Source organism: Vibrio sp. TBV020, assembly GCF_046056895.1.
Classification (GTDB): Bacteria; Pseudomonadota; Gammaproteobacteria; order Enterobacterales; family Vibrionaceae; genus Vibrio.
Genome location: NZ_JBEEAQ010000001.1, coordinates 629,569 through 654,286 on the forward strand (window position 1 = coordinate 629,569; position 24,718 = coordinate 654,286).

The following is a 24,718-nucleotide window of genomic DNA, read 5'->3' on the forward strand; positions in this document are numbered from 1 at the left end:
GAGAACAGTTCAAAATGTGACATTTAACATCATATTCACATTGGACAGTTAAAATAATAGCGCCACCTTGAACGTTTAACCGTCAAGATGGCGCTATTTTACTTATCTAAAAAACAAAAGCAAACGTTTGCTTTCACTATATGAAATTTACATCATCATTACTTTATTTGGCTGTGACCCAAAGAATATGCGCATCTTGCTCACTCGTCGAGATCAGCATGTGTCCCATGTTTGCATCGTAATAAACACTGTCACCTTCGTTCAATTCAACCGGTTCATAAAACTCTGAATAGAACATAACCGAGCCAGAAAGTATCAACAAAAACTCTTCCCCGTCGTGGCGAACCCAATCTCCATACTCTTCAAAATTGCGAGCATGCACCTGACTTTTGAACGGCATCATCTTTTTGTTCGACAGTTGTGTCGCGAGAAGTTCATGTTCGTAAGTTGGGGTTGGATGCGGTTTCCCTTGATTAGCTTTCGTGATATCCCGGCGCCCCGTAGCAACTTTTTTTCTAGGTGGCTCAAACAGTTGCGGCATATCTATTTGAAGACCAAGCGCCAATTTTTGCATCGCTTGGAAGGTTGGAGAAATCTGTTCGTTCTCAATCTTACTTAGTGTTGAGCGTGCTAAACCCGTTCGCTGACTCGCCTCTTCAAGAGTGATCCCAAGCTTGCCGCGAATAGTTTTAATTCGCTTACCAAGCTTTAGCGGCTCTATATTTTCGTCCACTGATTCTTTAGACAATGTCAGCGATGGATACTCATCATAGATATCTTCGGGCATGCTTCCCTCTTAATGTTCTTACTACGTCCTGTGTCATTTTCATTGTGCACGAAGCATTAAATAGAGGAAAGATCTGAACAAGAAATAAACCGTGCTCTTGTTAACAAAAATAGAAACCTTGTTTCCAATAGGAAATTTTTGGTTGATTGTTCCTTCGACAACCGCTATGTTACCAGCTTGTTAGTTGTAGAGATGTTATTTCCGAATCCACTGATTGACAGATTTAACAATTGGATTCGTTTTTCCCCACTTTATTCGGGGTATGGAAATTCGCCTGTTCTTACTGAGAGAAGAGCAGTAATAAATTAGAACTGATGAGAAAAATACCCTACAAAAAATCTCATCGGCACGAATGGAAGGTCATCTACCATGAACAAACCGTTTCAAAACCACAGCCTAGAGAACTTTTTCTCTACTAACCTTGCTGCTACAGACGATGCTGTATTCGCTGGAATTCAAGCGGAAAACACACGCCAGAATGAACAAATTGAGCTTATCGCTTCAGAAAACATTGTTTCTAAAGCGGTAATGCAAGCACAAGGCACTTGTTTAACCAACAAGTACGCAGAAGGCTATCCAGGTCGCCGTTATTACGGTGGTTGTGAACATGTAGACACGGTAGAGGCGATTGCTATCGAACGCGCAAAACAATTGTTTAAGTGCGAATACGCAAACGTTCAACCTCATTCGGGTGCACAAGCAAATGGCGCAGTAAAGCTTGCACTTCTTCAACCAGGCGACACGATTCTAGGTATGTCTCTTGACGCAGGCGGCCACTTAACTCACGGTGCTCGCCCTGCCCTATCAGGTAAATGGTTTAACGCTGTTCAATACGGTGTTGACCGCGAGACACTTGAAATCAACTACGAAGACGTGCGCGCCCTAGCGGTAGAGCACAAACCAAAAATGATCATTGCAGGTGGTAGTGCAATCCCACGAGTTATCGACTTTGCTAAGTTCCGCGAAATCGCAGATGAAGTCGGTGCAATTCTAATGGTTGATATGGCTCACATTGCGGGTCTTATTGCAACTGGCGCCCACCCAAGCCCACTACCACACGCACATGTCGTGACTACAACAACGCACAAAACATTGCGCGGCCCTCGTGGCGGTATGATCCTGACTAACCACGAAGATATCATCAAAAAAATTAACTCAGCAGTATTCCCTGGTCTACAAGGTGGTCCACTGATGCACGTTATTGCTGCGAAGGCGGTAGCATTTGGTGAAGCATTAGGCCCAGAATTTTCAACTTATATCGATTCAGTGATCGATAACGCAAAAGTTCTAGCAGAAGTATTGCAAACTCGCGGTTGTGACATCGTGACTGGCGGTACAGATACGCACCTAATGTTGGTTGACCTTCGTCCTAAGGGCTTGAAGGGTAACAAAGCTGAAGAGGCTCTGGAACGCGCAGGCATCACATGTAACAAAAACGGCATCCCATTCGATTCTGAGAAGCCTATGATTACATCGGGCATCCGTTTGGGAACCCCTGCGGGGACAAGCCGCGGCTTTGGCGCAGAAGAATTCAAACTCATCGGTAATTGGATTGGCGATGTACTCGACGGGCTAGTAGAAAACCCTGAAGGTAACGCTGAAGTGGAACAACGCGTGCGCAAAGAAGTAAAAGCGCTGTGCGGTCGTTTCCCTCTTTACCAATAAACAATTTTAATCAAATTTATATTTGGAGATTAGCAATGGACAAGACACTGAAGTTTGCAGAAAGCCACGAGTGGGTACGTGACAACGGTGACGGTACAGTAACTATCGGTATTTCTGATCACGCTCAAGGACTACTAGGTGACGTAGTATTCGTTGACCTTCCAGAAGTAGAAGCTGAAATCGAAGCGGGTGAGTCTTTCTCTCTAGTTGAGTCTGTAAAAGCAGCGTCAGATATCTACGCACCAATCACTGGTGAAATCGTTGAAATCAACGAAGAACTAGAAGATAGCCCAGAGCTTATCAACGAAGAACCGTACGAAGGCGGTTGGATCGTTAAAGTGAAAATGTCTGATGCATCTGAACTAGACAATCTAAAAGATGCAGAAGAATACGAAAACTCAGTCGAAGACGAGTAATTAGGACAAACTAAGAAGCTGCCCTCCGCCTCGGTAGGCAGCTTTTTTTCTAAGTTCGGACGTATAATTAACATTATCAGTAACGCTCACATCCGTTACCCGAACTCCGGAGTAGGTAAAGGACAATGACTGAATTACTTCAAAGCCTCAGCACACAAAATGAGTTCGTTGCACGCCATAACGGACCAAACAAATCTGACCAACAAAAAATGTTGGACGCAATCAATGTAGCAAACCTTGATGCATTGATTGACGAAACAGTTCCAGCGCAAATTCGCCTAGAAAAGCCAATGACTCTTGCTGAAGCAAAAAGCGAAGCAGATATGTTAGTTGCGATGCGCGAATTCGCTAACCAAAACCAAATCAAACGTACTTTCATTGGCCAAGGTTACTACAATACCTTCACGCCAAATGTCATTCTACGTAACGTACTTGAAAACCCAGGTTGGTACACTGCATACACGCCATATCAGCCAGAGATTTCACAAGGCCGCCTAGAAGCCCTGCTTAACTACCAACAAATGGTGATGGACCTAACAGCAATGGATATTGCTAACGCATCACTGCTTGATGAAGCAACAGCGGCTGGCGAAGCAATGACGCTATGTAAGCGCGCTGGTAAGAGCAAGAGCAAAGTATTCTTTGTTGCAGATGATGTACATCCACAGACGCTAGAAGTTGTAAAAACTCGCGCTAAGTACATCGGCTTCGACATTCAAGTTGGTTCACTTGAGTCTTTACCAGAGCAAGATGTATTCGGTGCACTAGTTCAGTACCCAGGCACCACAGGTGAAGTACGCGACCTAACAGACATCATCGCAAAAGCACAAGCGAACAAAACACTCGTAACAGTAGCGACTGACCTTCTAGCTTCGGCTCTACTAAAACCTGCTGGTGAAATGGGCGCAGATGTAGTAATCGGCTCAGCTCAGCGCTTTGGTGTTCCTATGGGTTACGGTGGTCCTCACGCTGCGTTTATGGCAACACGCGATAAGCACAAGCGTACAATGCCTGGTCGTGTTATCGGTGTTTCTATCGACACTAACGGTAATCAAGCACTTCGCATGGCAATGCAGACTCGTGAGCAGCACATTCGCCGTGAAAAAGCGACGTCAAACATCTGTACAGCTCAGGCTCTACTAGCAAACATGGCTTCGTTCTACGCGGTTTACCATGGTGCAGAAGGTCTACGCACAATTGCTCGTCGTACTCACCACATGACTGCTATCCTTGCGGCTGGTCTGACTAAGTCGGGTTTCGAACTAGCACACAACAGCTTCTTTGATACCATCACCATCAATTCTGGTGATCAGACAGACGCGCTTTACGCGAAAGCACAAGCAGCTGATATCAACCTACGCAAACTGCCGACTCAACTAGGCGTTAGCTTGGATGAAACAACGACAACGGCAGATATCGAAGCACTGTTTGCAGTATTCGACGTAAAAGAAGAAGTAAATGCTCTCTCTTCTGAAATTTCAGGTAATGAGTTTGCCGCTATCCCAGAAGCGCTTCGCCGTACTTCTGAGTACCTAACTCACCCAGTCTTCAATACACACCACAGTGAAACGCAAATGATGCGTTACCTGAAGCAGCTTGAGAACAAAGACTTCTCACTGACTCACGGTATGATCCCACTAGGCAGCTGTACAATGAAGCTAAACGCTGCCGCTGAAATGATTCCAGTGACATGGCCTGAGTTCGGCTCTATCCACCCATTCGCCCCAATCGAACAAGCGGCGGGCTACTCTGCGTTAGCAAAAGATCTAAAAGAAAAGCTTTGTGAAATCACAGGCTACGATGACTTCTCACTACAACCAAACTCTGGTGCATCTGGTGAGTACGCTGGCCTTATCGCGATTCAACGCTACCACGACAGCCGTGGTGAAGGTCACCGTAACGTATGTCTTATCCCAAGCTCAGCACACGGTACTAACCCAGCAACTGCATCAATGGTTTCAATGAAAGTTGTTGTGGTTAAGTGTGACGACGAAGGTAACATCGATATGGCAGACCTTGCTGCTAAGATCGAGAAGCACGCAGAAAACCTATCAAGCATCATGATCACTTACCCTTCAACGCACGGCGTATACGAAGAGCAAGTGAAAGAAGTGTGTGAAATGGTACACGCAGCGGGCGGTCAAGTTTACCTAGACGGCGCAAACATGAACGCGCAGGTTGGTCTAACGTCTCCTGGCTTTATTGGCTCTGACGTTTCTCACCTGAACCTTCACAAAACATTCTGTATCCCACACGGTGGTGGTGGTCCAGGTATGGGTCCTATCGGTGTTAAATCACACCTTGCACCTTTCCTACCAGGTCACATCGAGAACGGTGTAGAAGGTGAAGACTTTGCAGTATCAGCAGCAGACCTAGGCAGCGCTTCGATCTTGCCAATCTCGTGGGCTTACATCGCAATGATGGGTGAAGCAGGCCTAACAGATGCAACGAAAGTGGCTATCCTAAACGCGAACTACGTTATGGAGCGTCTACGTCCTCATTACCCTGTTCTTTACCGTGGCACAAACGGCCGTGTAGCGCACGAATGTATTATCGATATTCGTCCACTAAAAGAAGAGACAGGCATCAGCGAAGAAGATATCGCTAAGCGTCTAATGGATTACGGCTTCCACGCACCAACGATGTCGTTCCCTGTTGCAGGTACGTTAATGGTAGAGCCGACGGAATCTGAAGACCTTGAAGAGCTAGATCGCTTCTGTGATGCAATGATTGCAATCCGTGAAGAGATGGCGAAAGTGAAGAACGGTGAGTGGCCACTAGAGAACAACCCTCTAGTTAACGCACCTCATACACAAGTTGATCTTTCTGCAGCAGAGTGGGATCGCCCGTACTCACGTGAGCTAGGTTGTTTCCCATCACCAGCAACGAAGTCTTGGAAGTACTGGCCAACAGTAAACCGTGTAGACAACGTATACGGTGACCGTAACCTAATCTGTTCATGCCCAAGCACCGACAACTACGAAGATTAATTCTGAGTAGATAAATAGACAAAGGCGAGCCATTCGGTTCGCCTTTTTATTTGCGAGTTATATTTTTTGCGGATCATAGACCCACTTACAGGAGTAATTGACCACTATTTCACTGCTGGTGCACTCTCACTTTTCACAGACTCTATCGCCTGAAAGTAGCTAGCTTCTCGGTTTCCCCCTAGGCTTTTGGCATAGTAAAGCCCTTTATCAGCCTTTTCGATAAGTTCCTTCGCTGTAAAGTTACCTCCTGCGCCAAGAGTTGCATGTCCAGTGCTCACGGTAACAATCCCTCTTTTAGAGCAACTATGAGGAATCGCAAGGTCATTAATTCCACGACATATTGAGCTTGCTAATTTACCTACATCGATATCCGTACCATAAAACAAAAAGGCAAACTCTTCTCCACCATATCGATAAACCAAATCCGTTTCGCGTTTACAAGATTCAGACAAAGAATGGGCAATACGTTGTAGGCATTGATCACCGGCGTAGTGCCCTAAACTATCATTGTAGAGCTTAAATTGATCAACATCGCAAAGGATCATGGAGACCGCGCTACCTTCTCTTTTCGCTAAGTTGAGTAAAAACTGCAACTGACTATCAAACTCTCTGCGGTTTTTCAGCCCTGTCAGGCCATCAAGTGATGCAAGCCGATAGAGCTCTTCACTGGCAATTTCAGGCTCAATAATGCCAAATAAGACCGTTGCCTGCCCTGCGCAACTTCGAACTAACGCTCTTGCTCTGCTGGTAAAATAAAGCACTTCATCTAATACCGAATCATAGTATGGGAACCGATTGTGATATTCCTCAATCGTGTTATGTCTTAGTTCTCCATATTCGTTAAAGATTCTAAGTGCTTCTTCGCTGTTCTTAATCGAAATATTCTGATTGTAGTCACCTGCAATTGGGCAGGTTTTACTAACAGAGTGCGCGGTTAAGGTGGAGTCTAAGTGAAAGGTATTACACATGGTATCGTTGCAGTAAAAGAGGTCAGGATTGTCTTCAAGATCAATAAGCCACCAAGACAACCCAGAAAACTTGAGCAAGTTTTCACATTGCTGATAGTACTTTTGTATTCTTATGTTATCGGGCATAAATAAAAGACCAAGCATTTCGATTTATAGAATCCTAGTAACAATTATAGTAAAGCAGATTATTTGCTACGAGGTACGATAACTTCTCTTTTAATGCTCAGTACAATACCAAAATCACACACTTTCGCTGCAGATCAGAATTTAGTGAACGGAACTAAAAAGCGAACCTCTCGATTCGCTTTTTTTGCTGATTAGCAGCAACACCCTTTATCTTCAAACGCCTGTTGCTCTTGGCATTGGTTCGGTTCAAACTCTTGAATTACCGAGTGTAGGGCTTTGAATGAGGCAATAATATTGTCTCGGTCTGTGGCGATATTCATACGCATATATTGACCGCTTTCTGCACTAAACCATTGTCCTGGAGTCAATCCTACTTTAGCGCGATTGAACACAACTTCTCTTAATTGTTCAACACTCAAACCTAGCTTAGAAAAATCAAACCATATTTGATACGTCCCTTGAGGCTTAAACATCTTGATTGCAGGAATGTTTTTACTAACAAACTCGTCAATCCAATCAACCGTATCGGACAAATACGCATTCATTTCATCTAACCATTGATGACCTTTCGTATACGCCGCTATCGTAGCCAGCGTGCTGATCGCATTACCATGATCAAGATACATAGAAGCCACTAGCTGCTTAAACCCTTTAAACAACGTCTCATTTTCTATGTAAATATAGCCATTCGCGATACTGTGCATACCAAACGTTTTTGCCGGAGAACCTAACAATGTCACCAGCTTGTCATAACCTGTTGTGACTAAGCTATGGAACTGATTATCGCCATATACAATATCAGCATGAATTTCGTCGCTGATTATTGCCACGTCATGTTTCGTCGCCACTTGAGTGACTTTGTCGAGTTCTTCTTTTGTCCAAACTCGCCCCGTTGGGTTATGTGGATTACAAAAGATCATTACCTTTACTTGATGCTCAGAAAGCTGCTTATCAAGATCAGCAAAATCTATCTCGTAGTGGCCATCAACGTCGATAAGCTTACTTGAAACAACATTTCGTCCAGCTTTCGTAATAAGATTCGAAAACTGATGGTACGCTGGCGTATGAATTAAAACACTGTCTCCCTCATCCGTCAGGTGACGTACAATCATGGCAATACCTGATAGTACGCCAGGCACCTGAACGAATTGCTGTGGCGATAATTCAAGGCTATTTCTATCGCGATGCCATGCAGAGATTGAATTGAATACTGCTTGCTCATTAAATTCATACGAAAATACACCGCGCTGCGCTAAACGGCTGATTTCATCCGTAATCGGCTGAGCAACTTGAAAGTCCATATCTGCAACCCAGTATGGAAACACATCCTGATGCCCATATATATTTTCCAACATCTCTGGTTGGTACTTAATAAAGTTATTGTGGCTGTTCACCATAGACGGATTGAAATTGGACATTCTTACCTCTGTTGCTCTGTACAAAAATTAAAAGCTGAATTAACACCAGCCGACTCTACAAAGTAAGACGTAACTCAAATCCAAAAGACGAAAAAGGCGAACATTCTTTGCTCGCCTTAATTATCGATTGTAGATAGACCGCTTATTTAAGTGGGTCATTGTCAGGTAAAGCACTATGAATCCAAAGAGCTAACCTGTGTTTGATATTAGCACCATCAAGTTTGCTATCAGGGAGTGGGGTTATTTGCTTGGCATCGACTAAAAATAGATAGATGGCTTTTACGCGAACGGGTTGCGGTGACTCGGGTAAATCAAACCCTTGCATTTTTGCCATCTTACCGCCAATTTCTAGCGCCTTTTTAACCAACTTATCTTCGTTATGGAGCTTTGCTGTTTTTGACATATCATCACACTCTCTGGCTTATTCTTTTGATGAGTATATCAAGCTAAGCCATTATCTTGATTACCAGAGTCTCAAATTGAGAAACAGTAATAATAAAAAAGCCAGCAAGAACACGCTTGCTGGCTTTTTAAACACTAAATTGAACGAACAACTTTTATTGCTGCTGGCTCTGTAGCTTTTCTTTTGCTTCTTCAACTTTCGCGAAGTCCAGACCAAGCTCTTCAACCGCTTCTTTAATTAGAGCTGGGTTTTGCATCACCTGCCCCATAAGTAGCTGCAGTTTATCTTGAGGTAGACCGAGTTGACCAATCGTAGCCATTGCTGCAAGTGGGTTTTGAGTCAATGTTTGAAACAACTCGTTGATTTGCTCATCACTAACATTGTTCTCTTTCAAAAGTGCAAGAATTGGATTCATTACCATACCTAAATAAATTGGGCTCATTATCGAGCAAACTGTTATTCAATATGTGGTGCTAGCGTGCTGCCATTTCAAGTAGATCAGAAAAGAAATTACGTAGTTCATCATCGCTGATAGTCTGTAGGTTATCTCCAACGTACCACTCAATTTTGCAGTGGCTTGGGTACTCCATAATTTGCGGGTTTCCAAACCAAATTCCTTTCTCAATCGCCATTTCTTTTTGTACTTCTAGCGCTTTTTGATGGCTGCACGGAAGTATCAGATGAAACAAGTTCGCTTGCGGTTGCATCGGGTTCACTGCTAACAGAGGAAACTCTTCTAGCACTTTGTAAATCTGTTTCGTTCGTTCGAATAAGCTCGGAAGGTTCGCTAATCTATCATCAAACTGCATCGCGGCAGATACAATGTATGGCGTACGATGATAAAGGTTACCACCTTGTCGCTTCATCCAAACAGAAGCTTCTTCAATAAACGCTTTTGAACCGAGCAGCATTGACCCACCAAGACCACCGACTCCCTTATAAAGAGAAACATAAGCGGTATGAAAACCTTGGGCGATTTGCTGATATGATTTTTGATAGTAAGCAGCACATTCCCATAGACGAGCTCCATCCATGTGAAGGTGAATGTCCTTGGCTTGGCAATAAGACTTAATCTCTTCTAAATCACCCCAATCAGGTAATTGCCCGCCTATCTCACGCATTGGTAACTCATAAAGCACAGCGGCAATTTCATCATGCCACACTTCTAAGTCCTTTAGCGTCCAGGGCTGATAGGGGTTTCCCACAGGCAGAACTTTAAATCGGTCTTGGAGTTGATAGTTTTGCTTTTCATGAACACAAATATGGCTAGAGCAATGCATTGCAACATTTGGGTTTCGTCGCTTACGGGAAGCAAGATTAAGTACGGTAGGTTGTGTCATTGTCCCCGTAACAACAAATAGCCCTGCTTCATAACCTAATAGATCAGCCACTTTCTGTTCAAATGCTTGAATCGTTTCGCCGTCACCATATATGTCATGGCTAACATCGTGCTCTGCGCACCAAGCTGCCATTTGAGTAAATTGTTCCGCAGGTGAAGGTTCACGGTTACCTGGTAAATGTGTATGACAGCGCTGTTTGAGTTCTGCACTCATTATCCTTTCCTTAGACAAAAGCTTTGGTCTCAATTTATCCCCTTAGCTAGGTGGAGTAAATATCTCTATCGCAGTATATCTGTGCCCTTTTGTTGCAAAACCCATTAAGATTAACCAGTAGATGTTTGAATAGTCAGACCCAGATGATTACATGGAAGCAGCCCTTACCCGGCTATGAATGGTTAATCCACCAGATTTGGTACCTTGAAGTACCCCCAGAAGAGACGCTTGATTCTCAGCCCAAGCTTATTCCAAACCCTAGGGCTCATATTATTTTGTCACCATCGGCTCAGCCTTATCACTACGTTGGGAATAAGGAGCAATATGTCGGATATGGTTGCCATCTTTTGACCACAAGTGAACAACTCCTTACCTTGGAAGAACAAGTTCCACTAAAAAGGATTGGCATCACATTAAAGCCAGACGCGCTTTATCTTCTCACCAAAGGGGCGTCAATAGAGACAAACCAGATAACTTGGTTTCCATGGCTTAATGATATTCTGGCGACGGACTTTATCAATGGTTTGCTGACGAGTTCATGTCAACAGGAAATCGTCGATGCCTTGAGTACGACTTTTAGTAAGTTAGACCTATCGACATACCAAGATCAAGCCTACCGTCTGTCACATAAAGCAATTTCTTTGGTTGAAAACACCGCTAACCCCATTGAGATAGACGAGCTTGCCAATCACTGTGCCTGCTCTAGACGCACGCTTGAACGCAGCTTTAAAACCGTCACGGGGCTGACCCTAAAAAAGTTCCTTACGATGAGAAACCTAGAAAACATGGTGTTGGCCTTGTATCAAAACGACAAACCGATTGATTGGGCTTCATTTTCACAACAGTTTGGTTTTAGCGATCAGTCCCACCTGATCCGTCAATTAAAACAACAGCTAAAGAAGACGCCAGCTGGCTATCTTAAAAACCGAGATCTTACTATCGATATTTATGGTGATTTCGAATAAAGGTTGTCGCAAAAGTCCAATTTTTGGTACTCAGTAACCATTATCATGGCCGCAAAATTAAGAGGTATCACATGATGAAATACGAACAACTAAAACAAGGGAACGCAATCCCATTTAGTGACAACCTAACCATACGTCTCATTCAGCCTAGCGACCTTAGCGATATCATCAATATGCTAGAAGACGACCGAGTAAATCAGTTTTTGTTTTTTGCACCTGCTGATGAAAGCCTATATCAGGGTTTCTTCGGCCCAATTATTGAGAACACGGGCCAAGCAATTAAAGATGGTAATTGGCCAGACAGTCCAACCTTTGTTCTTCGCACAAACAGTGGTGAATACATGGGGATGACTGCAATTACTAACGTGATGTTCCATACAGGCAATTTTGAAGTCGGCTATCAACTCCCTGTAATTGCATGGGGTCAGGGGATTGCCACTCGAGCTTGCAAGCTAATGACCGAGATAGGCTTTAATGAACTTGGCGCACATAAGATAAGTGCGGACTGCTATGCGTCAAACATAGGCTCTTACCGTACATTGGAGAAGTCTGGTTACCACAAAGAAGGTCAACAAGCCGATTACTACAAACTAGAGAGCGGGTTTGACGATAAACTTTATTATGGACTCACGCGCACTCAGTTCTTGGCGTTAGAGGGTTAACCCTTTCTAACAGCGCGTCGCTTTACAACACATTAGGCAGCCATCTTGGGCTGCCTTTTTATTATTTTTTAAAAGCTCATTGAACCTCTTTTGCGCAAATGACATGATTACAACTAAGACCCCGAAAACAAAGCTAATCATGCCTTTTTCCAAACTTACTTTTGAACAAATTCCTGTCGGCATTCGCTACATGCTACTCTCTGCGCTCGGTTTTGCACTTATGTCCGCATGCGTTAAGTATGTCAGCACCTACGGCATCCCTGTTTTCGAAATCGTAGCCGCTCGTGCGCTTGTTTCTCTTATCATCAGCTACCTAGATGTGAAGCGTAAACGCATTTCTGTGTGGGGTAATAATAAACCGTTGCTACTCGTCAGAGGAACAGTTGGCACACTTGCGCTCATGTGTGTTTACTACTCTGTGACTACCCTACCCTTAGCAGAGGCCACCATATTGCAGTACGTGCACCCAGTATTCACAGCCTTGCTCGGGGTGCTGTTCTTAAAGGAACGGATACAATCGTCGACCATGGTATGCATTGCCTTTTGTTTGGCGGGTCTAATGGTTATGGTTCAGCCTAGTATCAATAGCAATGTAGATTACGAGCTCCCATTATTCAGTGTGACAACTGCTCTAATTGGTGCGATGGGCAGCTCCATTGCCTACGTCATCGTTCGCAAGCTAAGCCAAACAGAAGACAGCTCAGTGATCATTTTCTATTTCCCACTCGTTGCTCTGCCAACTTCGATATTCTTGATGTGGGATGAGTTTGTTCTACCAAGTCTTTACCTTACATTTATACTGGTACTCGTTGGTGTCTTTACTCAAATCGGTCAGTATGGTTTAACCAAAGCGATGCAAACTCAAGCAGCAGGCAAAGCGTCTGCATACTCCTATATCCAAATCGTCTTCTCTGCGCTGCTGGGCGTCTGGTTGTTCAATGAAGTGCCATCCGTCTGGACTTATTTAGGGGGGAGTTTGATCGTGACTGGTGCACTTATCAATGTCTTTGGTAAGAAGATACTCAATCCATTTAAAAGAGCGAGTTGATTCCACCATACCCTTGCTTCTTTTTCCTCGTGATGTTGCTTGCGTTAGGTAAAGACTTGCTCGCCACTTCACAACATAAACCATAACTAGTTGATTTTATTAAATATAAAAATCAGGCATAGCTGTTGCTCCTTAGTATTCGCATTCATTTGTTATTTGAACTTACTTAAGGAAGGAACGCTATGCCAACTCCATGTTATATCTCTATCGACGGTGAAACTCAGGGTCTAATTACTGCTGGTGCTTGTACTGCTGACTCTATCGGTGATTCATTTGTTGAAGGTCACGAAGATGAAATGCTGGTACAACAGTTTGACCATACAGTGACTGTTCCAACTGACCCACAGTCTGGTCAACCTTCAGGACAACGCGTACATAAGCCGTTTACATTTACTGTTTCACTCAACAAAGCAGTACCTCTACTCTACAACGCGCTTTCATCAGGTGAAAAAATGAAGAGCGTTGAACTTAAATGGTACCGTACATCTATCGAAGGTAAGCAAGAGAACTTCTTTACCACCAAGCTAGAGAACGCTTCAATTGTAGACATCAATTGTGAGATGCCTCACTGTCAAGATCCATCGATGTCTGACTTCACTCAAAACCTCACTGTTTCAATGTCTTACCGTAAGATTACCTGGGATCATGTCAATGCAGGTACGTCTGGTTCTGACGACTGGCGCAAACCTATCGAAGCATAATCGACTCAAACCAATGGCCTGCCGAATGGTGGGCTATTTGTTGCTCTAATCAAGAAGTAGTTCATGTTGCTTCTTGATTAGAGTTTTAGCCATTTTGTAGGACCGAGCCAATGACTACTCTGAACTTTACAATCTCTGTAGATGGGCTTAATTCTGATGCTTTTGTGGTAAGAGAGTTTCAAGGAACAGAAACCCTGTCTCATAATCAGTTTGAGAATGGAAAAGCCTGTAATGGTTACCTTTATGATGTGCAACTTGCTAGCAGAAACCCGCATATTAACGCATCAGATGTCGTCGATTGCCCTGTTCAGTTAACGATATTTCTTAACGGCCAAGCTTCTCGTCGAGTTCACGGTATTGTTAGAAACTTTAGTAAAGGAGACACTGGCCATCATCACACCTTTTATAGCCTAACCATCGTTCCAGCGTTAGAGCTACTATCACTCAGGCACAATTGCAGAATTTTTCAATCAAAGTCAGCTCCTGAAATAATCTCTATTCTTCTTCAAGAGATGAACATCGAAGACTTTGCGTTCACATTGCAGAAAGAGTATCACCAAAGAGAATTTTGTACCCAGTATCGAGAAAGTGACCTCGAATTTCTGCACCGTTTAGCGGCGGAAGAAGGCTTGAACTACAGTTTTGTATTTCAAAATGGCCGACATACTGTCGTTTTTAGTGATGACAGTGAGGCGCTTCCCAGTCTGCCAGATCCTATTTCTTATAATGCCCTAGCTGGTGGAATAACGAGTGAACCTTATATTTCAAACTTCGAAGTCGCCGCATCTGTTCAGGTTAGTCATGTTGAGCTTAGAGATCGCTACTTCAAAAAGCCTCATTACTCACTTCAACAATTAATCAGCACCCGAGATGAGTCTGATCAAATTGAAGCCTACGAACATTTCGACGCGCCAGGCCGCTTTAAATGTGATGAATCAGGCTTGAAGTTCGCTAACACTCGCCTAGAACATTTACGCAGAGAAACACACACAGCTAAAGGGCTGAGCAATGCCCCAACACTGCAAGCTGGCTATAAAGTCGATCTCCAACAGCACTTTGATGAAGCAATAAATAGAACTTGGGTCATTGTTTCCGTTCATCACTCGGGGTCGCAACCTCAAGCGCTTGAAGAAGAAGCGGGGTCAGGTGCAACCACTTACTCGAATACGTTTTCCACCATCCCAAGCCAATATAATTGGCAAGCTACGCCACAACTTAAACCACTAATTCATGGTCCTATGATTGCTACCGTCGTAGGACCAGACAATGAAGAGATATATTGTGATGATAATGGACGAGTAAAGGTTCAGTTCCCTTGGGATCGTTATTCCAACGGAGACGAACACAGTTCTTGCTGGGTACGAGTGTCACAAGCTTGGGCAGGTAGCCAATATGGCACTGTCGCAATTCCTAGAGTCGGCCATGAGGTGATTGTTGAATTTCTTAATGGCGACCCTGACCAACCCATAATTACTGGGCGTACGTACCATGTCACCAATACAACACCTTACCCTCTTCCGAAACACAAAAGTAAAACGGTTATACGTACAGAGACTCATCAAGGAGAGGGGTTCAATGAACTGAGTTTTGAAGACCAATCAGGACAAGAAGAAATTTACCTGCATGCTCAAAAAGATTGGGATAGTGAAGTAAAGCATGACAGCACATTACACATCAAACACGACAAACACCTCATAGTGAAGGGGGACCAATTCGCTCATGTCCATGGAAGTAAACATGAAACCATTGAAGGAGAAAAAAGAACGAAAGTCAGTAAAGATCAAACGCTCATCGTTGAAGGTAGCTTACACCTAAAAACAGGCAGTATATGGGTCAACGACTCCGGCTCTGAAATACATGTAAAAGCTGGCAACAAAGTTGTAATTGAAGCTGGTAGCGAGATAACCCTAAAAGCAGCCGGAAGTTTTTTGAAAGTCGACCCCGCGGGTGTCCACTTGGTAGGGGCAAAAGTCAATCTAAACTCAGGCGGCAGTGCCGGTTCAGGTAGTGGTTACTCAGGAAAGCTAGCAGAGCTACCGGCAACACACACCAACAAAACCGTCGTCAACGAAATTGAAAAAAATACGGTCACCGCAACCAAACAAGCTGACAATGCGAACGTTGTGAATGAGTTAAGCCAAAGCGCAGAACGAGATTCTATTGGCAAGCTTGGGGAGCAAGCTCAACCTAGTGATTCAGGAGCATCATCGTCCTCAACTGACGCTCAAAATAAACCGGACGACCAAGACTACATTCCATTTAATTTTTCGGGTTAAGCATATTCATGAAGTTTGTATTTCCTCTAACCAAAGAAGACGGTAGCGAGTTCAAAGATCAAAATGAACTAGAAACATTGCTACAACACGAAAAAATTGGCCAGTTCGGATTTAACCCGAACAACTCATCTTGGCATGGCGGGATTCATTTTACCGACAAAAATGCTCCTTGGCTTAAAAGTGAGAGACCGATAAGAGCGATTGCTGACGGAAAAGTGATTGCTTGCCGTGTGGGCAAAGAATATCAAACGTCTGAGTTTATGGGAGAACAACTCCAATTCAGCAATGATTTCTGTTTGCTTCAACACTCCGTACCTAACCCTGATGACAGTGATGCCACATTTACATTTTACTCACTGTATATGCATCTCGCCCCGCTATGCGCCCCTCATAGAGAGGTTTCGGCAAATGCCCGCTACGAACTGACAAAAAACCGAAACATTCGCCTCGAAGCCGGGTTAAATGACAACGAGGTAGTTTTAAGGGCTAGCTCTGTCATTGAAGCGACGAATGATACTGCAGTAACTAGAGATGGCTATATCTTCAAAACATTTACCATCATCAATAATCAAAACAACACCGATGCTATCGCTGCTGAGGGAAATACTGTCTGGTTAGCAACACACAAAGAAAAACAACCTGTCGATATCACCGATAGCTTTCTGACTAATTCTAGTTACACCACCTATGACTCTGAAAACAGCGACTTTGACATGGCTGTTAACCCTTGTGTTCAAACAACGCAAAGACGGAGAGCACGAGCTAGCTCAGACATGTCCAAAGCTGCTCATACTTTAGCCGTAGAGAGCAAGCTGTTGAGGCTAGAAAACATTGAGCCAGTAAGAAGCGAGAAGTATCTCATGGCCGCCTATCAAATAATTGACAACAAAGGGGAGCGATCAACCAATGTCGATCTTTCGGTAGGCAGTACCATTTGGCTAGCGGTTTCCAAATATCCCGAGCCAACTGATCTCTTTAGCACATTCACCAAAACCTACGCGATCCCTAGCTGGCTCTATACTGAAGTTGAAGGCCGTGTCAACGTCGACAAGTTGTCTGGAAGGTCTGATCCTACTTCGCGAAATGGCGAGCTGAATGCAGGCGAAAAAATTTGCACGATCCCTAAAGGGACCCGAGTAAAGTATTCAAAAGTTAAAGATTCCAGCATGCAATTCATCGGTAGTACTGAGCGTCACATGGCACGTTGCTCCTTCCCTGATAACGATGTTAAGGATGACGACGGCCAACCTATTCGTGCTGCTTGGGTTTGCATTGAAGACAACCTAGTTGAAGTAATACGACCAAAAACTGTTGCGCTTAGCTCTGATGGGGCTCACAAGGTTAACAACTTTGGTAACAGCTCGAAGCTCACCGTAAAAGCCGGAGATCCTATCGGTTACTTAGGGCGCTTTGACGCAGCTCAACTCGGCCAGCAGTCATCATATAAGAGTCGTTATCAAGTTCACTTTGAAGTTTTCTCAACGGAGCAACCGCCTCAGTTTTTTATTGATATTTTCTTTGGCCAATCATCAAATACGGAGCTTAGCCCTACCGACACGACTCAGACCAATAGTGACGATACTGCTGAATTTAAAATCGTTGAAGACAGCTTTGAAAGCGATGGTTTTCTTGATAAAGATGAACCATCAGAGTTTTTCAAACTTCTGTTCAAAAAACTCACTCTTGGTGAAGAGGATGTCCCTGGCTCTGATATCATTGAGAACTTAACCGAGTGGGATAGTTGTAAGCATGCTATCACTAAGCATGCTAGCGAATGGGCCATCAAGTCAGGCGAAAAGCCTTTCTTAGATAAGTTGACTGAAAAGTACAGCAACAACGACTTTAAACAGCTAATAGAACATGAGAAGAGTCGTATTGATAACTTGATCTGGATGCCTAATACACAGACTCTAAGTAACACAAAACAGGTATGGAACTGGTGGCCGATAAATAATGAAACTAAAAATAATTATCCTCTAATCTGGATGAAAAAAGTCATTGATATTTATGGCTTAGAAGTTGCTAAGTCTTTTAGACAAAAGGTTATCGAAGTTGGTGAAAACTTGAGCATAGACCCTAACTATATTCTCGCATGCATTGCCTTAGAAACAGGACAAACGTTTGACCCTGCTGTTAAAAACCCAAGGTCCTCCGCTACTGGCTTAATTCAATTTATGGACCGTACTGCACGATGGTTGGGTACGACAACATCAGATTTAGCAAAAATGTCTCATAGTCAACAGCTAGACTATGTAGAACTATATTTTGTAAAAATCGCGAGGATGGTTAAAGTGCCCACAGAAGAGTGGACCTTAGAAGATGTGTACTTTGCTATTTTCACACCTGCAATTATAAAAAAGGATCTTAATGATGTCATATATAAAAAAGGGCAGCGTGCGTATGAAGACAACTTATTCCATGATGTAGATAAGGATGGAAGAATCACAAAAAAAGAAATAGCTTCTAATATTCGAGCATACTATGAGAACGGAAAAAAATATGAAAACTAAAGGCTACGCAGCCGTGAAGAGAGCTTTTTTGTTGGGTATAGTGCTTATTTCACTATCAAGTTACTCATTTGCAACGTGCTCAAAGTCCAATCAAAAATGGCTATCTGGCTATGGGCAAGGCATTCTCGAATTTAGTATTACTAATGAACAAGGTTCAAAGCTTATTGTCAGTTGTGATGTTGGTTTTTCTGACACAGGAGAAATGAGCTCAGTAGCTCTAGATATCGGTGAAGGCAATAGTTACACACCAGAATTTTCTAAAGTAAACATTGTAATTAACTCAACAAGCCACGAACTTCCCACTAACTTTGAAGACAAAACTAGCTATAAAAAGTGGAATGATTTCATTCTAAGCTTACAACATGCCAATTACTTTTCTGTATACATAAGTGGAAATTTAGAGGGAGAGTTCTCCCCCGATGTCAATAATTCACGAGAGTTCGTCACACAAATAAATAGGTGTCTATTAAAGAACTAATCAATAACAATCTTCCCAAATTTACTCTTTGAAACAAATAGATGACGATACTTTATTTTCATTCACCTTTCCTACCAGTGCAGCTCACGATAGTCTGACATAGATTCGATACGCTATTCATCTGAAGTTAAGATGCGAAAAAATTGAAATCACATTAATATATGAAGACTAGTAATAAGCTTAGAAACGTACTGTTGTTATCGACTCTAATACTGTCTCTCTCTGCATCTGCACAGCCAGTAAGGCCTTATAACCTAGCATCCGATGTAACCTGTATCGAATCGACGTACAGTATGATTGAGAAAAATAATGATGTTGTAAGCAATCAGGAACGCTTTTATCAGTGTTTCCCAAAAAACTTTGACCGTTTCTTAGCAATATTTGGTTATTCCGAAGCAGACTCAGGCACAGACGGCCTACTCGCAGGAAATGAAAAGTCGTACGATTACCTTGACCAGTTTTTCAAACTTGCTATCTCAAAGAACCAATACTCTAATATGTTCCAGCTCGGTGTTAACGGTCATTGGCAAGTAGATAATGTCGCCTACCTGCAATACCTTCTACGTGAATTTTTAACTTCCCACAAAAATACTGCAATAGAAGAACTAGATCGCTTATCAGACCGGGAACTTAAAAGTTTTTGGTTCTTTTACTTTGACAGCCAAACAAAGTTAAAGTCTGTTCCAAATGAAGTACTCTCGATAAAAGATACAAACGCTAGAGTCTATAATTTCGCCCTAAGTGAATTTAATAAGATGTTCAACAACTAAGTTGTATTTAATGCTCAAGGGAACTCAGCTATATATCTTAACCTTCGTCTTGCTTGTCTTGAGTGGATACCTTACAAACAGAGCGTCTGCTTCAATAAACGATATCCTCAAAAATGAAGAGAGCCCTGTTGATTTTAAGCAGACCTTCCTTAAGGTATATGAGAAAGGACCAAATTTTAATTCTGAAGACTTTGTTGTGACATATCCATGCGGAGGTGGCGCGGTATGCGGTAGTATTTTTGACTCTTCAAGTAACCGCTTTGTCTCATTCCCTGACGACTTCATCGGAGCATCAGAGAAGCAAGAGTTTGATGCTAAATTCAATGTTTCGTCCAATCAACTATGCATATCGGGTGAAAGTGCGTACACATTAGAAGTCTATAAAAATGCATGTTACGAATATGACGGAACTGCCTTGCATCCTGTACGATAAAAAAGCCCCGAAAACTACGGGGCTTTTTTCATTCTAACTCAACTATTTAGTCGGCATCGGTAAGATTTCAAACAGACCATCAAACTTATCGAGTGAACCACCTAGCTGCTTAATAAGAGGCGCATCGCCTTTAATACCAGCTTGGCCTGACGTCACTAATTTATCTAACGTTGTTTCACCTAGAACGACTCGTGTGAAATCTGATTTGTTGATGATTAGCTCAACATCAACTGCTGGGATTTTCTCTACCTCAATGTTAGACATATTAGCGTTTGATACTTCACCGTAGTAGCGCTCTTCAATGTCTGGATGGTAAACACCAAAGTTAAAGTTGAGTTCGGCTGCTTCTGCTTTAGGTGCGTTTAAACTTACCGCGATAAAGTCTAGGAACATACCCGTTGGCGTATTGGCAATCACGTCTGCTGAAGCCAGCTTAATTGACGGTTGAATATCACCTGTACGTAGCTCTACTGCACCTTGCAGGTAGCTGTTACGCCATGCCATGGTTTCTGACTGGTAGCCTTGCTGCTCAAAGCTGTCCGCCAATGCGAAACGGTAGTCGATGTTATTCGGGTCACACTGCACTAAGTCATTAAATAGCTGAGACGCTTCTTGGTATTCACCTTGGTTAAAGTGATTCATACCTGCTTTATACAAGGTGTCCGCACCCGCTGCGTTAACATAAACGCATGACTTTTCAGTTGTTTGTAACGGGTTAGTGTTCACTGGATTCATATCATGGTAGCCCAAGTATAAGTTCACGACTGCGCGAGCATTGTGACTGTATGAACCGTGGTAACCATTGGTGTGCCAAGTATCGATTTGTGATTGAGGAACAATCTTCTCAATCTCACGGCCAACATCATTAATCGTTACACCGTGATTCGCTAAACGCATCGCCTGATTATGAATAAAACCATAGTTATCACGCTGCAACGTCATGTATTCAGAGATTTCATTAACATCAGTATTAGCGTTGTTCCAAACTGGCGCCGAGTGAGCGGCATGAATATTGTCGACTAAACCGCTGTCAACATAACGCATTTTTAGCTCAGTTAAGTACTTAGTCCAAATCAAAGAATCACGAACTTTTGCACCGCGGAAGGTGTAGATGTTGTGCATACCATCGTAGGTAAGTTCAGCCGTATTGAGTGAGCGATACTCAGGAACGTAAAGTACAATCTCTGCAGGCGCTTCTGCTCCTGGCATATTGATCGCGTGGAACTCCAAACCATCAATGGTAATCACTTTTTCACGCTCTTGAATTTCATCGGTTGGCGCAACTAAGGTCACTTCACCACGCGAGGTACCCAAGCCTAGAGCGTTATCAACAATACCTTTAGTGTTGTTGTCTAAGGTCGTGCCATATTGGTAGTTTGCGCGTCGACCCATCGCAGTACCTGCGATCACGTTTTCATCTGCTAACTCTTTAATAAAGTCTTTTGGCGCATAGATTTTTGCATCTTCAGCAAAATCTCCTGACTCGACAATGCCACGAGAACCACCAAAGTGATCAGCATGCATGTGAGAATAGATAAGGCCTGTTATTTTGTGCTCACCATTAATTGCAGGCAAGTGGGCCTTCGCGAACTCCCAAGAGGCTGCAGCGGCTTGCTTGGATAACAGAGGATCATGAACCACATAGCCGTTATCAGTACGATAGATCGTCATGTTAGATAAATCTGCGCCGCGAATTTGATACACACCGTCAGTCACTTCATACAAACCACCAGCCGCGTAATTGAGCATTCCTTGGCGCCAAATAGAAGGATTCACCGTTGGTGGTAGATCTTCTACTGACATATCCGTCATATATTCGAAACGATTTTTTAGTTCGCCAGCTTCATGAGTGCCGAACTCAGCAATCAAACCACGAGTTGTGCGCTCAAATGCAGAAGTATCTTCCCATGGTAGAACTTTTGTCATCGCAGCATTCGCATTCACAGTATGTTCAGTTGCTGGCTTACCTTCATAGGTATCAATAGATGTATAGTCATTGGCTGATGCACCAAACGACATAACGACTGCGAGAGAAAGAATGGAAGGAGCAAATCGAGTTTTCATACTGAACCTCTTGGGGTTTGATATCGGGTATGAAGCTAATCTACTCCGTTGACACATAGCAATACATGCATGAAACTGTATTTAAGACATCACAATTCATTATGTGCAAGCCGTTATGCTCAATGACTTAGATCTAAATCTATTGAAAGTTTTTGTCGCCGTTTATCGGCATCAATCAATTACACTTGCAGCTGAAGAGATGGGAATGACCCAACCTGGAGTCAGTGGATTGCTCAAAAGGCTACACCAACAAGTTGGGAGCCAGCTATTTGTACGTTCGGGCAGAGGCATCGCCCCAACTCACCATGCTCACGAACTGATTCGGCACGTAGAGCCCGCCCTGATTCAAATAAGCAATGCATTAGAAAGTCTCAATGGATTTAGTACTCATCACCCACACAAGTTCGTGGTGTATACCTCAGAACCCGTGATGTTAATGCTGTTACCCAAGATTGAAGCTGACAAGACACTTGGAAATGTATCTATTGAGCTGCAGCCCACTCACTCCAATGAAGAAAGACTCGTACATGGATTAAACCAGCACCAAGCAGACTTAGCGATAGAGTTCGCTGATCACGCAACCAATACCTTCTTCACTGAGCCTCTTTTCAACGACAAAATATGTGTCATTGCACGAAAGGACCACCCGAGAGTGTCACAAAGCATCAGTCGGGAGCAGTTCTATAAAGAAAAACACATTACGTTGAAACTACGTCGGGAAGATGCTTATCTCGCCGATTTTTTTACTGAAGAGAGTCTGCACGAAAGGACTGTTGCTGCGGAATGCACTTCTTTGGTGTCGCAGATGTCGATGGTCTCGACCAGCGATTGTATTGCAACCATGACCGCCAGCATTGCCAAACTTTTCGCTGATAAGCTGGATATCCAAGTGTTGAAGACGCCATTTACTGACATTCCCATCCACTATCGTTTAATGGCTCACAATCGAGTACGCAAGAGCCCGTCTAATATTTGGTTAAGGAACAAGCTGAAATCCTATTTCGAGGAAATTGATTAACAGCTCAAATCGCTAATAAGCTCATTATCAGGTCAGCAACCATTAAAGCGTTACGCTTGATCATTAAGATTGTGGTACAGTCCGCACCTGCATTTTGTGGCACTGTCATCGTTCCAACACCATTAAATATGAGGCTTCTCGTATGCCATTCTCTACTCTTTCACTAAGCTCCGAGGTTACTCAAGCTCTACCGCAAAGCTTCAACAAGCCAACCGAGATTCAAGCGTTAGCAATCCCCGAACTTGTCAACGGTATAGACGTATTGGCATTGGCAAAGACAGGCAGCGGAAAGACTCTAGCATACGGCCTACCTTTACTAGAGAAGCTACGAGCAAACGCAAAGCAGCAAGCCTTAATATTAGTACCAACACGCGAGCTCGCGACCCAAGTGAGCCAATCAATCAACCAAATTGCTCAAAAGCTCAAGCTTAGCGCAATCTGTTTATGTGGTGGCGTCGATAAAGAGTTACAGCAACAAGAACTCGATAAAGAGCCGAACATTCTTGTCGCGACAACTGGCCGTTTGGTTGACCTTGTTAAAAATGGTTTAGATTTGAGTCAAATCCATTACTTAGTATTGGATGAAGCTGATCGCTTACTCGATATGGGATTCTGGCCAGACGTACACGCCATCGCTAAACAAACATCTCGCCAACGCCAAACTGCAATGTTCTCAGCTACGTTCTCCGATGAACTTAAACTAAAAGCCAACGAACTCATGCAGTCACCAAAGCAAATTGTGGCTCACCAAGAAAACAGCGTTAACCAAGACATCGCTGAAACACTCTATTTGGTCAATAAAGGGAGCAAAACCAAAGCACTGATTGAGCTTATCAAACAACATTCTTGGTCTCAGGTCTTAGTGTTTATTGGAGCCAAAGAGAATGCTGATGGTTTGGCAAAGAAATTAAACAAAGCTGGTGTGTCCTCTAACGCATTACACGGCAATAAGAGTCAAGGCGAACGTGAAGAGGCGCTGTCACAATTTAAATCAGGTCAGACACAAGTGCTTATCGCCACCGATCTTCTCGCTCGCGGTATCCACATAGAACAGCTACCTGTTGTGGTTAACTTTGAATTGCCAATGCACGCTGAAACATATGTTCATCGAGTGGGTCGCACTGCTCGAGCAGGCAAGCAAGGTTGCGCTATGTCGCTAGTATGTCACGGTGAAATGGATGCACTCAACGCGATTCGTCATCTAACTCAACGTGATTTGCCACTGCTTGAGCTTGAAGGTTTCCCTGTTACCGATAAGCCATCGACAGACGAGAGCAAACGAGCCCCGCGCGACAAGAAAGCTAACCGCCGAACAAACAACAAGAAAAGCATTAAGCAGTTTCAAAGTAAACCTAAACGCCAGACTCATCGTAGTTAAGCAAATAAGGCTCAGATATCTAGAAGCGAAAAAGGCCACTAACTAGTTAGTGGCCTTTTTTCTGGATGTTGCTAAGAACTAGGGATTTT

General features: G+C 43.3%; 21 protein-coding genes. 14 read left to right on the forward strand and 7 right to left on the reverse strand.

The genetic code is table 11. From position 1 onward, the window contains the following. Positions 1-163 precede the first annotated feature (163 nt). Positions 164-787, reverse strand: a complete 624-nt coding sequence (locus AAFX28_RS02640; protein ID WP_408685370.1) for a helix-turn-helix domain-containing protein — start codon at positions 785-787, stop codon at positions 164-166. 369 nt (positions 788-1,156) lie between these two features. Between AAFX28_RS02640 and AAFX28_RS02645 the strand changes: the two genes are divergently transcribed. The 3 genes from AAFX28_RS02645 (at position 1,157) to gcvP (ending at position 5,858) form a co-directional block, all read left to right on the forward strand. Further along, entirely contained in the window at positions 1,157-2,452 is a 1,296-nt protein-coding gene (locus AAFX28_RS02645) for a serine hydroxymethyltransferase (RefSeq protein ID WP_408685372.1), read from the forward strand. A gap of 35 nt (positions 2,453-2,487) precedes the next feature. Beyond that, positions 2,488-2,868 carry a glycine cleavage system protein GcvH gene (gcvH, locus tag AAFX28_RS02650; RefSeq protein ID WP_004411309.1) on the forward strand — a complete coding sequence of 127 codons (381 nt, stop codon included), beginning with the start codon at positions 2,488-2,490 and terminating at the stop codon, positions 2,866-2,868. Between the two features lie 125 nt (positions 2,869-2,993). After that, complete coding sequence (gene gcvP, locus AAFX28_RS02655) at positions 2,994-5,858, forward strand: aminomethyl-transferring glycine dehydrogenase (protein WP_408685374.1); 2,865 nt, start codon at positions 2,994-2,996, stop codon at positions 5,856-5,858. Between the two features lie 104 nt (positions 5,859-5,962). On the opposite strand, the gene AAFX28_RS02660 is transcribed toward gcvP, so the two are convergent. From AAFX28_RS02660 to AAFX28_RS02680, 5 genes are all read right to left on the reverse strand, one after another. After that, positions 5,963-6,952, reverse strand: a complete 990-nt coding sequence (locus tag AAFX28_RS02660) for a GGDEF domain-containing protein (RefSeq protein ID WP_408685376.1) — start codon at positions 6,950-6,952, stop codon at positions 5,963-5,965. Between the two features lie 191 nt (positions 6,953-7,143). Then, positions 7,144-8,370, reverse strand: a complete 1,227-nt coding sequence (locus AAFX28_RS02665) for a MalY/PatB family protein (RefSeq protein ID WP_408685378.1) — start codon at positions 8,368-8,370, stop codon at positions 7,144-7,146. A 142-nt stretch (positions 8,371-8,512) separates the two neighbouring features. Then, complete coding sequence (locus tag AAFX28_RS02670; protein WP_408685380.1) at positions 8,513-8,773, reverse strand: DUF5062 family protein; 261 nt, start codon at positions 8,771-8,773, stop codon at positions 8,513-8,515. Positions 8,774-8,927: 154 nt separating this feature from the next. Further along, entirely contained in the window at positions 8,928-9,188 is a 261-nt protein-coding gene (locus AAFX28_RS02675; protein ID WP_408685382.1) for a DUF2999 family protein, read from the reverse strand. 58 nt (positions 9,189-9,246) lie between these two features. Further along, positions 9,247-10,326 (reverse strand): threonine aldolase family protein, encoded by a 1,080-nt coding sequence (locus AAFX28_RS02680; protein ID WP_408685384.1) that lies wholly within the window; start codon positions 10,324-10,326, stop codon positions 9,247-9,249. A gap of 143 nt (positions 10,327-10,469) precedes the next feature. Between AAFX28_RS02680 and AAFX28_RS02685 the strand changes: the two genes are divergently transcribed. The 9 genes from AAFX28_RS02685 to AAFX28_RS02725 all read left to right on the forward strand — a co-directional run bounded on the left by AAFX28_RS02685 (position 10,470) and on the right by AAFX28_RS02725 (position 20,169). Beyond that, positions 10,470-11,291, forward strand: coding sequence for a helix-turn-helix domain-containing protein (locus tag AAFX28_RS02685; RefSeq protein WP_408685386.1), 822 nt, complete (start codon positions 10,470-10,472; stop codon positions 11,289-11,291). A gap of 74 nt (positions 11,292-11,365) precedes the next feature. After that, on the forward strand, positions 11,366-11,953 hold the full coding sequence (locus AAFX28_RS02690) for a GNAT family N-acetyltransferase (protein ID WP_408686805.1): 588 nt from the start codon (positions 11,366-11,368) through the stop codon (positions 11,951-11,953). A gap of 190 nt (positions 11,954-12,143) precedes the next feature. After that, the gene (locus AAFX28_RS02695; RefSeq protein ID WP_408686806.1) at positions 12,144-13,001 is read left to right on the forward strand and encodes a DMT family transporter; all 858 of its coding nucleotides are present in this window, start codon (positions 12,144-12,146) and stop codon (positions 12,999-13,001) included. Positions 13,002-13,183: 182 nt separating this feature from the next. After that, positions 13,184-13,702 carry an Hcp family type VI secretion system effector gene (locus AAFX28_RS02700; protein ID WP_408685387.1) on the forward strand — a complete coding sequence of 173 codons (519 nt, stop codon included), beginning with the start codon at positions 13,184-13,186 and terminating at the stop codon, positions 13,700-13,702. A 110-nt stretch (positions 13,703-13,812) separates the two neighbouring features. Further along, positions 13,813-15,978: a type VI secretion system Vgr family protein gene (locus AAFX28_RS02705; RefSeq protein ID WP_408685389.1), complete on the forward strand. Its 2,166-nt coding sequence runs from the start codon at positions 13,813-13,815 to the stop codon at positions 15,976-15,978. Between the two features lie 8 nt (positions 15,979-15,986). Beyond that, on the forward strand, positions 15,987-18,488 hold the full coding sequence (locus AAFX28_RS02710) for a calcium-binding protein (protein ID WP_408685391.1): 2,502 nt from the start codon (positions 15,987-15,989) through the stop codon (positions 18,486-18,488). Next, positions 18,478-18,966, forward strand: coding sequence for a hypothetical protein (locus AAFX28_RS02715; protein WP_408685393.1), 489 nt, complete (start codon positions 18,478-18,480; stop codon positions 18,964-18,966). The genes AAFX28_RS02710 and AAFX28_RS02715 overlap by 11 nt, the downstream gene beginning before the upstream one ends. Before the next feature lie 161 nt (positions 18,967-19,127). Next, a complete protein-coding gene (locus AAFX28_RS02720) occupies positions 19,128-19,736 on the forward strand; it encodes a hypothetical protein (protein WP_408685394.1) in 609 nt (202 codons plus the stop codon). 10 nt (positions 19,737-19,746) lie between these two features. Next, a complete protein-coding gene (locus tag AAFX28_RS02725) occupies positions 19,747-20,169 on the forward strand; it encodes a hypothetical protein (protein ID WP_408685396.1) in 423 nt (140 codons plus the stop codon). A 42-nt stretch (positions 20,170-20,211) separates the two neighbouring features. Here the strand turns inward: AAFX28_RS02725 and AAFX28_RS02730 are convergent, their stop codons facing one another. Continuing rightward, complete coding sequence (locus AAFX28_RS02730; RefSeq protein ID WP_408685398.1) at positions 20,212-22,233, reverse strand: alkyl/aryl-sulfatase; 2,022 nt, start codon at positions 22,231-22,233, stop codon at positions 20,212-20,214. 115 nt (positions 22,234-22,348) lie between these two features. On the opposite strand from AAFX28_RS02730, the gene AAFX28_RS02735 reads away from it, so the two are divergent. Then, entirely contained in the window at positions 22,349-23,251 is a 903-nt protein-coding gene (locus AAFX28_RS02735; RefSeq protein ID WP_408685400.1) for a LysR family transcriptional regulator, read from the forward strand. Between the two features lie 142 nt (positions 23,252-23,393). Further along, positions 23,394-24,629, forward strand: coding sequence for a DEAD/DEAH box helicase (locus AAFX28_RS02740; RefSeq protein WP_408685402.1), 1,236 nt, complete (start codon positions 23,394-23,396; stop codon positions 24,627-24,629). The last annotated feature ends 89 nt before the right edge of the window (positions 24,630-24,718 follow it).